The sequence below is a fragment of the Clostridium paraputrificum AGR2156 genome, from assembly GCF_000424025.1.
Taxonomy (GTDB): Bacteria; Bacillota; Clostridia; order Clostridiales; family Clostridiaceae; genus Clostridium; species Clostridium paraputrificum.
Genome location: NZ_AUJC01000004.1, coordinates 345,642 through 357,053, shown reverse-complemented (window position 1 = coordinate 357,053; position 11,412 = coordinate 345,642). Strand labels below are relative to the sequence as shown.

Genomic DNA, 11,412 nt, shown 5'->3' with positions numbered 1-11,412 from the left:
GTTCCTACTCCGTTTTCGTCAGTAGTTATTGTATCTACTACAGTTCCTTCGGAATCCTTAACTTCAAATACTGCTCCTGATAACTTAACACCTTCATCAGCACCATCTACTTTTAGGATATTTATCTTTCCTAAGATCTTTGTATTAGTTATTGTTTTATAAGTTATTCCTTCTGAATTTACATTAACAGTAATTCTATCAGAAGATAATACATATCCTAATGGTGCTATTTTCTCTACTAAAGTATATTCTCCATATTCTAGATTTCCAAGGCTACCTTTTCCTTGAGAATTAGTTTTTATGGTTCCCTTTAGGTTCTCTTCTGAATCATATACTTCAAATACCGCTCCAGCTAACTTAATACTACTATTTTTACTATCTACTTTTTCTATTTCTATTGACCCTTTTGAATCTAACTCCCAATTCCATCTACTGGTAAAATTATGAAGTTCAAATCCTCCTTCTTGATGTAATGAAGATGCAAATAATTGGCCATTTATTGATGAGCCATTACCATGAACTTTGGCCTTTGGTGCAACAACGCTACCTATAACGGCATAATTATTTATCTCTACTGTCTCAGCATTAGGGAATACCCAAATAAAGTTTGATGCAATTTTAAATAATGGAGAATCCTTTGGCAAACTGCTTCCCCATACATCCGCACCATTATATCTAACACAACCGCCACTAAACTTAATATCTTTAGCATTACTGTAAATAACATATTGTTTGTCTAAATCTACACTTTCTTTTAAGTCTAGGGAAGGAATTATGCCTGAATCCAGCTTAACTTTCACAATATTTTTTCCATTATTGGTAATAATATTTTTACCATATGAATTATCTTCAAAGCTTCCGTTAGTTTCTAAACTTTCTATATATCCAATAGTATTTGAAACTTTCCCTTTGAATTTAGAAATAGAATTTTTTATATTCTGTTGACCTGAATAGTTTACATCTGCTCCCATTACAGCAAACCCTTGATTGTATTCTTGCGCAAGCAAGATTTTGCTTCCATATACAGTTATATTACTACCAATAATCTTATCCCATTTGCCACTTGTCATTACCGTTGGCATTCCGTTATCTTCATACTTGCTACCTATTCCTGTGTAACCTGATGCAGCACTTGCTCCAAAATCCATACTATTATCTAAATATGGAGTATGCATATCTCCGCCTACAGCAACTGCACCTTCATTATCACCACCTTTAGAAATATACGCATAATTTTTATTATCATATGAAACTAATTTATCATCGCCAAATAGAATACCATTATAGTGTTCTATAGTACCGTACTTCTTATTTTCTTCCTCTTCTGTTGTTGCATTAATAGTTCTAGCCGGAATTATTTGTGTAATAACAAATAATATCCCCACCCACGCTGCTAGTTTCCTTTTAAACCCCTTCTTCATCCTTTCTTTACCCTCACCTTCCCTCACAAAAATTTGTTTTACAGTATATAGGTATTATTCTTTATTCACTTATATTTCTAAATTTACATATAAATTCAATAAAAAAATTCACCCAAAGTTATTATTTACCATTTTTTTACAGTTGTTAATATAGAAAATTAATTATTATTTAATTAAAATAACAATTAAAAAAAGTAGCAATTTCGCAATGTGGTAATATAAGGTATAATGTTATATATAGTAGAATTGAGGAGAGGATTAAAATATGAATAATTTAAAAGATACTTATACACTTAGTAATGGTGTAAATATTCCTTGTGTAGGTTTTGGTACATGGCAAACTCCAAATGGGGAAACCTGCTATAAATTCAGTTTTGGAAGCTATGAAATGTGGATATCGTCACATTGATACTGCAGCTTGCTATGGCAACGAAGAAAGTGTTGGTAAAGCCATTAAACTTTCTAGAATTAATAGGGAAGAGTTGTTTGTAACAAGTAAGCTTTGGAATACTGATCAAGGATATGAAAGTACTTTAAAGGCTTTTGATAAAACTATAAAAGACTTAGGCTTAGACTACTTAGATTTATATCTAATTCATTGGCCTGTAGTGAAAGAACATAAAGAAGATTGGAAAGAAGCTATTTGTGAAACTTGGAAAGCTTTTGAAAAACTTTATAGCGAAGGTAAAATCAGAGCTATTGGGGTAAGTAATTTTAAACCTCATCATTTAAAAGTGATATTTGAAAATTGTAATATTAAACCAATGGTTAACCAGATTGAACTACATCCAAGCCATAATCAAGATGAAACAGTTAAATTCTGTAGGAATAATAATATATTAGTTGAAGCTTGGGGACCTCTTTCCACTGGTAGAATATTTAAAGTTAAAGAAATGCAAGATATAGCAAATAAATATAATAAATCAATTGCTCAAATAACTTTGCGTTGGCATATTCAAAATGAAATTCTTCCACTTCCTAAGTCAGTTACTCCAAGTAGAATAAAAGAAAATTCTATGATATTTGACTTTGAATTATTAAAAGAAGATATGGAACTAATCCAAAACTTAAAAGGTTGTGAAGGCTCTGGAGTAAATCCTGATAATATTAATTTTTAAACATAAAAGAAGCTTAATATATTTTTAAGCTTCTTTTATATTTGTCGAATACTTTTGTTTGATATTCATAAAATATATTATTATACTATAATCGAATGATATGTTTCATACTTATCTAACTATAATAAAAGGGGGCTATATTTTATGAATAATTCTATAACCTATAAAGATATTTTTAAACAGAAAGAGGCATTGAAGCTTTTTATTGCTAATATTGTTAGTAGATTTGGGGATTCTATAGATTCAATTGCTTTTACATGGCTAGTTTATGAAATTACAAATAATCCATCTTGGTCTGCCATTATATTTGGAGTAAACATGCTTCCATCTATTATATTTCAACCATTTGCTGGTGTATGGGTAGAACGAATGGATAAGAAAAAAATTATGATTATAACAGATGTCATAAGGGGGGTATGCGTTTCTCTAATATCACTACTATTTATTTTAGGTATCTTAAATCCATTTATATTACTGTTTATAACTTTTATCAACTCATCTGTAGAAGCATTTAGACTTCCTGCAAGTTCTTCTATTCTGCCTAAACTACTACCTAAAGATTATTACGAATACGCTATATCTTTTAGTAATACAGCATGTAAAATTTCAGAATTAGTAGGGCTTGCAGTTGCTGGTGGCATCATTGCAACATTTGGTATGCAAACAGCTATTTTATTAGATGCAATTACATTTATTATGTCAGCTATTATAATAAGCTTCATAAAGTTAAATACTCATGTTAGTAAATCTTTTTCTTCTTTTAGTGAGAAAAACACTTACTTCACTGACTTAAAAGACGGATTTAAGTATATAAAAACAAAAAAAATTATATTAACATTATGTATTATATGTGCACTTTTAAATACAGGGCTTGTACCACTAAATTCGCTTCAAGCCCCTCTTGTAAAGACTGTTTTTAATGGTAATGTAGGACTACTTACTATTTTAAGTGTTACTCTTAGCTTAGGTATGATTATTGGTTCTCTTATTTATCCTACAATAAATAAGCGTATTAAAAACACAATCCTTATGTCTATATCTGGCTTATTTTTAGGGATTTATTATATATTAATAATCTTTATATCCACTTTAAATTTATCTTATTTTATGGCAAATATTCTATTAGGAATAATCTCTGCTATACTTGGACTATTTGTATCATTGCTCTCTGCTTCCTTACAAGTTTTATTTATTAAATCTGTAGAAGAAAATTATTTATCAAGGTGTAGTGCAATTTTTAATGCTTCTTCATGCTCTACAGTACCAGCTATGTCTTTCATTATTTCTATTGCATCATCTTCTATGTCCGTTAATAGTATATTCATAATCAACGGTTTTTTACTCAGCTTTATATTTTCCCTATATTTATTTAAATTTATAAATAAAGGAGAGTTATAACTACTGATTAAGTTCTTTTAAAAGTTAACAATAATTGTTATCATATACTTGAGGTGTTTATTTTGAAAACAATTTTAAAAAAAGATATAAATTATTATTCTGAATCACTAGATCTTCTAAAATTAATGACTAATGACTTTAGCTTTGAAGATTTAAAAAATAGATTAAAAAGAAATTATCCATTATGTAATGAATATACAAGCACCGTAATAGATATAATATCAAGAATTGCTGCAAAAGTATTTTCAAATTTGGATTTTTCAAAAGAAAGATTAGACTTCTTTTTTAAAGATTTAAACTTAAATGATTTGAGCATTGCAGATATATTACTTTTAAATCAAAACAGATTTTTAGATATTTCATTAGAAGAACAACTCACTTTAATTAAAAATATGAGTTATAAAGAAAAGATTTATAACTTTGCCCAACTTCTTTCTTCCAATGATATTGCAGGTACAGAGCTTAAAAATACTGAAATTGCTTCTTTTGAGGAACTTGTATCTCTTATATCATCATTAGATACAAGTATAGAAAACAAGTGGAATATTCAACTTGCTTTTTTAAATATAAACTCATTGATAGAAGAACTTTCATCAATGCTAAATACTTGCGTGCTTGAACTAAAAAAATATGACAAAGAACTCTCTAAATTAACTAAAGATTTTACGGATTATTGGGAACCATTTATTGAACAAAATGATATATTGCATTTTCTTACCTCTTCTCTAAACTATGATTTAGGTTCTGGATATGAAGAAATAATTGTATGTCACTCAATATTAAATCCTTCAAACATTTCATTTTCTTTAGATAATGATAATATATATAAAAATGTTATAAAAATCGGTGTTTTATTTAATGATAAATTTACTATTGAAACTAGAGTTAATTCAAATCATTTGGAAGTATATCAAAATCTAAAACTTCTGGGTGATAAAAGTAAATTTGATATATTAGTGTCTATTAAAGATACTTCAGCTTATGGCCAAGAACTATCTGAAAAATTCAACCTTTCTACTTCAACAATATCACACCATATGACTGCACTAATAAATGCTAGATTTGTTAAAGTTGAAAAGAAAAATAATAGAATTTACTACAGTATGAATAAAGATATTCTTGAAAATTTTCTTAATGAAGTTAATAACCTATTACTAAAATAAGAAGAGCCTTAAACTCTTCTTTTATTTTTTATAAAAAAATTTATTTTTCTTTGTATATATTTTCTTAATTTGTCCATAATATTAATGTAATCATAATAACCTACTATATATGGTAGCAATACCATATATAATCCCCCTATGTCAAAGGACAGTCCCTAACCAAGACTGTCCTATTTTTATACATAGATTTTTATTTCATTAAATAATTCTAAGAATTCCTTTTCAACTTCGCTCATAAGAACAAACTCTAATGAATAATTACCTACTAAATCCTCTCCTATAATTTCATGAAAATTCATAAGGTACTTCATCTCATATTTTAGCATTGAATCATCAACACTTTTAATTAGATTAAGCTCCTCCTTTGTTAAGTCTCCAATACCATACTTCTTATAAATTGCATTTTGTAATTTATCTTCTATAATAAGGTATTCTTTAAGTTCCTTTTTAACAGGTCTTGTAATATCTGAAAGATAGGCTTCCGACCCATCATGTAACAAGCAGGCAAGCTGAACTCTATTTGAGTATCCTCTTACTTTTGCTTCTTTAGCACAATTTATTGAATGTTGTGCTACACTGTAGAAATGATTAGTATGTCCATTTCCTCTACATATTAAAGACAATGCATGTCCAATATCTTCTATTAATATTTCCTCTTCTCTTGGATCTAAAGGATAAAACTCAACCTCTTTTCCTGTATATATACAGTCACCTTTTCTCATGTTATCTCCTTTCAAAATAAAAACCACACTATAAGTGTAGAACTATCCATAAAATAAAAATTACTTATGGAACTTCCATGTATTATCCTCTCATCTATACATCCATAATCACTATGGACCACTCAAATATTAACACAGAATCGCGTAAAAATAAATATAGCCATGAATGAATTAAGTGACGAAACTGCAACCAAAACTAAATATGATAATCACTGTGAGAATGTATAGAAAAAGGTTTGTACAAATTATTTTGGTAGCTTTAATTCTAGCAAAAAGAAATATTTATATATTGTTTTAAATATATGAAGAAATAAATATATATTTATATATTTAAAATGCAGGTTAGGATAAGTTTATATGATATAAATTCAAAAAAATATTTTTATTATAATATTGAAATGGAAATCATGTATTTCTATCAACAATAATAATCACTTGTCTTATACTAAAATACTTTTTATATTTATAAAAGCAACTTGTTCCTACTTACTAATATATTTTCAAAAAAATAAATCCTGCAAAAAAATGCAGGATCTATTTTTATTTAATACTACTCAGCAACACCCAAATCCTTCCATATAACATCCATAGTTCCTGGGGTAATTCCTTGTACAGAATACCATATACATTCATATTTATGTCCGTTATATATTACTACATCTCCCATAACATAATTTTTAGTAGCACTATAGTCATCCTTAGGAGGTGTTGTATTACTTACAACTGTTACTACAGCTTTTACACTTCTTTCTGCATCACTACTATCTTTAATGGAATACATTAACTCATATTTTCCAGTTTTAGTTGTATCCACAGTTCCTGTAACAACTATTTTACTGGTTATATCTCCATCTTCTTTATCTAAAGCTTTAATTCCAACTAAAGGATCGAAATCATCTCCAATTAGTATATTTGAGTCTTTTACTCCCCATAAAGTAGGAAGATAATTACCATTTGGTTGTTGTATTTCTTGTGTAGGATCTGGTTCGATAACTATTTCGGCTGAGACTAAGTCTTTCCATATGGCAGCCATAGTTCCAGGTATTATTCCTGACGCAGAATACCATACGCATTCATACCTACGTCCAGCATAAACTACTATATCACCTTTTGAATAAGACTTCTTTGAATCATAGTTATCAGCTTCAATTATTGTCTTTTTACCAACAGTAATTACAGCCTTAAGAACTCTTTCCCCTCCATTGTTGTCTTTAACAGAATATATCAACTCATATTTACCTTCTTTACTTACATCTACAACACCTGTAACAACTATTTTACTAGTTATATCACCATCTTCCTTATCTAACGCTGTTATTCCTTCTAATGGATTAAACTTATCTCCTATTACTATTTTCTTGTTTCTAACTCCAGCAATGTTAGGTAGAGTATTCCCATCAGGAGTTACAGTTTCCTCATCCGAAGAATATCCATATAAGGTTTGTCCTCCATAAGCTTGTGAAGATTTATAAACTCTTTGGTTCATAGTAAGACTAATTACACCTTCTAAATTATCAACAGATTCCTTTGTGTCTAATGTATACGTCTTACTTTCACCAGGTTTTATAAATTTACCATCGTAAGTATCACTTAATTTTATAACATACTTACCATTCTCTTCTACTACATTTGAGCTTTCTAATGGATATTGTACCCCAGATATAGTAAGACCATAGGTCTCTAGATATAATGTTGGATTCATTAAGGTTTTTGCAGGTAATTCTACTGCACTTAATACCTCATCCGATTCAGATAGTTTTTCATTATTTGTAATTGTTATTTTTAATTCACTATTTCCACTACTTCCCATTATTGCCTTTGTAGGCTCTATTTTTGCAGTAACATTTACTTTATAACTTGAAACATCATATTTAGGCAAACTTACTGATCCAAATAAAGACTCTTTAGTTGCTTTGGTTAATTCATCACGTTTTGTAGATGTAGTTGTTTTATCCATTGATGCCATCCAAGCAATCATTCCACCAAGGTTATTCTCCTTTACATATTTACATTTCTCTTGTATTGATTTTACATTATCATAGCTAAAAAAAGCACCTGTTGTTGGATTATATAAATATGGAGCCTTAGCTTCATCATCCCAATACTCTTTTAATCCAGAATATTTTGATTTTAATGCATCTAAAGCATTGTAAGACCATACTCCTGTCATACGACCACCCTCACCATTCTTCAATGGTGCCTCAGGCCAAGCACCTGTTGTTGGTGTTCCATCTGCATCTGTTGTAACTAAGGCTGCATCTCCAAACAAGCCAGGTGTTGCTGTAGCTGTCTCCTCACTACTAACTTTTTCCCAACCACGAGTATAATAAGCTGCACCAATTACTATTTTTTCAGATGGTGCTCCTTGGGATAGATAATACTTAACACTTTCATCTATAGATAATCCCTTATCCTTAAATGGATCTTTAGAGTTAGTGTATAATCCTGTTTGGTGTCCACTAATATTATCCCATGCTCCTCTCATATCATAGGTCATGATATTAGCAAAGTCTACTAAACTAAATAATTTTGGTACATCTATTCCTGCAGATACTTTTTCTATTGGAGCTGGTAGGGCCACTGAAAGTTCATAAGTCTTATTAAGCTCCTTACCTTGAGCATCTAGAGCGTTTCTTAAATCTTGCAACAAATCAATAAAGTTTTCTTTATCAGCTGAAGTGCTATATTTTGTTCCTTCATCTCTTGAGTTATCACAAAGGTCAGGTTCTCTTACAAAGGTTGGGTACTCCCAATCCACATCAACAAAGTCCATGTTAGTATATTTAATAAATGTCATTACATTCTGCACAAACTTAGTACGACTCTCTTTATTAGCACAAACTTTTGAAAAATCCCCTGATTTTGACCATCCACCTAGTGAAACTCCAATTCTCAAATTAGGATTTTCACTCTTTAGCACCTTAAATCCATTTAAAATACCGGCATTAGGTTCGCCAGCTAACACGTCACTGTTTCCTACTGCATGAGTCATTGCAGCATCTTTATCGGTAAATTGTAGGTTGCCGTGCTCATCAAAGTCTAAAAATGCAAAGTTAAGATGTGTTAATTGATCTGCAGGTATATCCTTTGGATTAAACTGTTTCTGCCCACCCCATATAGACCAATCACCATAATACATAACATTGCGGTACTTTTGTAATCCTTGTGCTTCAACAGTCATAACTGATCCATTCTTCTTTTGATCAGCAGCTATTACAGGAACTGTATTTGTCATAAGTATACAAGCAATTGTAGCTATGGCTACCATTGCTTTAGCATTTTTATAAAATGCCTTCTTTAACATGACTTAACTCTCCTTCATTGATATATAATTTATTTTCCATTGGAAACAATATCAATCACTACAAAGCAAAACCAAGAAGCAATTCTATATTTAACTATATTCTATAAGAGTCACAATAATACATATATTTACAAAAGTAAATTTATTTAATAAAAAAACCACACTAAAAGTGTGGTCTTATTCATTAAACACGTATTTTTTATGGAGCTTCCATGTATTATCCTGCCACTTATATATTGTTACATTATCAAAGCTACAGTTAAAGTTACAAGAATATTCATTTACATACTCCCAAAGATCATTGTATATATTTCTTATTTTTTTTGAAGATATTGTTACATGAATTATTTTATTTTTTCCATCTTTTTTATCGAAATTTATATAGGATACCTTTGACAATTCATCAATAAGTCTATCATGGACTTCTTTCCCTTCCTTAGACATTTTTACATCCATATATATAACCCTATCATCAAAATGGTTATATCCTTCTATCTTATATGGAGCTTTGCTATGCTTTTTAGTAAAGTCTTGAAGAATATCTTCTATTTCTTTTATTTCGCCCTCTACCTCAAAGGGTGCTTTTATTGTAAAGTGTGCAGGAAGTTTAGAGGATCGTGCTTTGAACTTTTCAAATACTTCTCTTCTTAAATTATTATTAAACTCCCCTCCTGCTCCATGTACAATTGAAACTATAACATACCTCATTATTCTCTCCTATCTATAAGATGTGTCGAAGCAAAATCTGGACCATTATGATTATTCTTTGTCCTATCTACTACTTCATCCCCTCTATCTGATACATCTAATGAATCCATAATCTTATTCTTTGAATTATATGTTTCCAATGGCATTTGTAATTTTATTTGTTGTCCATTCGAAAAATCTTCTCCTACATTCATTGTTGTTAATTCACTACTCATTTGGGTTACCATTTCAACATCATCATTTGTATTACTTATCTCATTAATATTGGTTTTAGAATTTTCTACTATCTCTTCAAACTTATTTCTATATTTTTCCATATTAAGTCCTCCTAAAAATAAAAACTAGAGTATTTCAACTCTAGTTTTTACTTAATTATCTTAATATATTTATAAATAACGTTATTACTGCTGAGTTAACAAAATCAATAAATAAGCATCCTACAATTGGAACCACTAAGTAAGGAGTTGGTGCATATCCAAACTTTGCTGTTAATGCATCCATATTAGCAACTGCATTTGGAGTTGCCCCCATACCGAAACCACAATTGGCTGAGGCAAAAACAGCTGCATCATAGTCTTTCCCCATAATTCTAAAGGTTATAAAATATGCAAATACCCCCATTAATAAAGCTTGTGCAATTAACATAACTAACATAGGAAGTGCTAAATCAAACAACTCCCATAATTTTAGTCCCATCAATGCCATAGCCAAAAAGAATGAAAGACTTATTCCACCTATAGTTTCAATCTCTTTATCCTCAAGTTCTACTTTTCTAAAATCACAGATATTTCTTATAACTGCAGCTGCTACCATAGCACCAATATATGACGGAAAAGTTAATCCTAAATCTTGAATAAATTTTGAAATAATTGACCCTATTCCCATGGCTAAAAATATCCATGCAACAGCATTCATCAATCTTTTATGACAAAGTATAGCTTGATTGTCCTCATGAAAATCGCTAAGTGGTAATGAATGGTCTTCTGAATGCTTTGGTGTATCTATATTTTTTCTTTCAATTAAATTTTTAGCTACAAAACCTCCAATAAAGCTTCCCATAACTAATCCAAATGTAGCTGAAGCAAAGGAAACTGTAGTTGCACCAGCCACACCCATCTCTTCTAATAACGGTCCAAAAGAACCTGCTGTTCCATGTCCACCTACCATAGGTATAGATCCAGTACATAAACCTAATAATGGATTAAGATTGAATACGGTAGCCAAAGAGGCACCTAAAGCATCTTGTAATACCACTAAAAGCATAGCTAAAGCTAGAAATATTCCTACCTTAATTCCACCCTTTTTTAATATTTTTAAACTTGCCGTATATCCTATACTTGTAAAAAATGCAGTCATAAAAATATTTTGAAGCGTTATATCTAAATTTATTGTAGCTATATTAGTTATTCTTAAAATCAGTACTAGTACAGCAAATAATAATCCTCCTATTACTGGAGCTGGTATACAATATTTTGAAAGTAATTTTACTTTCTTTCTTAAATACAGACCTATATAAAACACTATTGTTGCAAGTGCCATAGTCTCAAATATATCTAAATTAATTGTCATAAACTTGTT

8 protein-coding genes and 1 pseudogene are annotated in these 11,412 nt (G+C 29.9%); 3 read left to right on the top strand and 6 right to left on the bottom strand.

Translation table 11 applies throughout. The features are described from left to right. Window positions 1-1,421, bottom strand: a 1,421-nt coding sequence (locus G594_RS0105105) for a collagen-binding domain-containing protein (protein WP_027097591.1), incomplete at its 3' end; no start/stop codon positions are given. Window positions 1,422-1,686: 265 nt separating this feature from the next. Between G594_RS0105105 and G594_RS18370 the strand changes: the two are divergent. The 3 genes and pseudogenes from G594_RS18370 (at window position 1,687) to G594_RS0105090 (ending at window position 5,100) form a co-directional block, all read left to right on the top strand. Beyond that, window positions 1,687-2,539, top strand: a pseudogene (locus G594_RS18370) (aldo/keto reductase). 144 nt (window positions 2,540-2,683) lie between these two features. After that, the gene (locus tag G594_RS18365) at window positions 2,684-3,937 is read left to right on the top strand and encodes an MFS transporter (RefSeq protein WP_051195908.1); all 1,254 of its coding nucleotides are present in this window, start codon (window positions 2,684-2,686) and stop codon (window positions 3,935-3,937) included. A 62-nt stretch (window positions 3,938-3,999) separates the two neighbouring features. After that, on the top strand, window positions 4,000-5,100 hold the full coding sequence (locus tag G594_RS0105090; RefSeq protein ID WP_027097590.1) for an ArsR/SmtB family transcription factor: 1,101 nt from the start codon (window positions 4,000-4,002) through the stop codon (window positions 5,098-5,100). Window positions 5,101-5,276: 176 nt separating this feature from the next. Here G594_RS0105090 and G594_RS18360 read toward each other — a convergent pair whose 3' ends face one another. From G594_RS18360 to gltS, 5 genes are all read right to left on the bottom strand, one after another. Beyond that, window positions 5,277-5,822, bottom strand: a complete 546-nt coding sequence (locus G594_RS18360) for an HD domain-containing protein (RefSeq protein WP_034865884.1) — start codon at window positions 5,820-5,822, stop codon at window positions 5,277-5,279. Between the two features lie 550 nt (window positions 5,823-6,372). After that, complete coding sequence (locus G594_RS18355; RefSeq protein ID WP_070098159.1) at window positions 6,373-9,126, bottom strand: glycosyl hydrolase family 18 protein; 2,754 nt, start codon at window positions 9,124-9,126, stop codon at window positions 6,373-6,375. A 177-nt stretch (window positions 9,127-9,303) separates the two neighbouring features. Further along, entirely contained in the window at window positions 9,304-9,834 is a 531-nt protein-coding gene (locus G594_RS0105070) for a 2'-5' RNA ligase family protein (RefSeq protein ID WP_027097589.1), read from the bottom strand. Beyond that, window positions 9,834-10,151 (bottom strand): hypothetical protein, encoded by a 318-nt coding sequence (locus G594_RS0105065; RefSeq protein WP_027097588.1) that lies wholly within the window; start codon window positions 10,149-10,151, stop codon window positions 9,834-9,836. Before G594_RS0105065 ends, G594_RS0105070 begins: the two co-directional genes overlap by 1 nt. Before the next feature lie 55 nt (window positions 10,152-10,206). Continuing rightward, complete coding sequence (gene gltS / locus G594_RS0105060; RefSeq protein ID WP_027097587.1) at window positions 10,207-11,403, bottom strand: sodium/glutamate symporter; 1,197 nt, start codon at window positions 11,401-11,403, stop codon at window positions 10,207-10,209. Between the last annotated feature and the right edge of the window lie 9 nt (window positions 11,404-11,412).

Coding starts and splice junctions, on each gene's coding strand:
- G594_RS18365 (WP_051195908.1), top strand. CDS start 2,684: ATGAATAATTCTATAACCTATAAAGATATTTTTAAACAGAAAGAGGCA.
- G594_RS18360 (WP_034865884.1), bottom strand. CDS start 5,822: ATGAGAAAAGGTGACTGTATATATACAGGAAAAGAGGTTGAGTTTTAT.
- G594_RS18355 (WP_070098159.1), bottom strand. CDS start 9,126: ATGTTAAAGAAGGCATTTTATAAAAATGCTAAAGCAATGGTAGCCATA.
- G594_RS0105070 (WP_027097589.1), bottom strand. CDS start 9,834: ATGAGGTATGTTATAGTTTCAATTGTACATGGAGCAGGAGGGGAGTTT.
- G594_RS0105065 (WP_027097588.1), bottom strand. CDS start 10,151: ATGGAAAAATATAGAAATAAGTTTGAAGAGATAGTAGAAAATTCTAAA.
- gltS (WP_027097587.1), bottom strand. CDS start 11,403: ATGACAATTAATTTAGATATATTTGAGACTATGGCACTTGCAACAATA.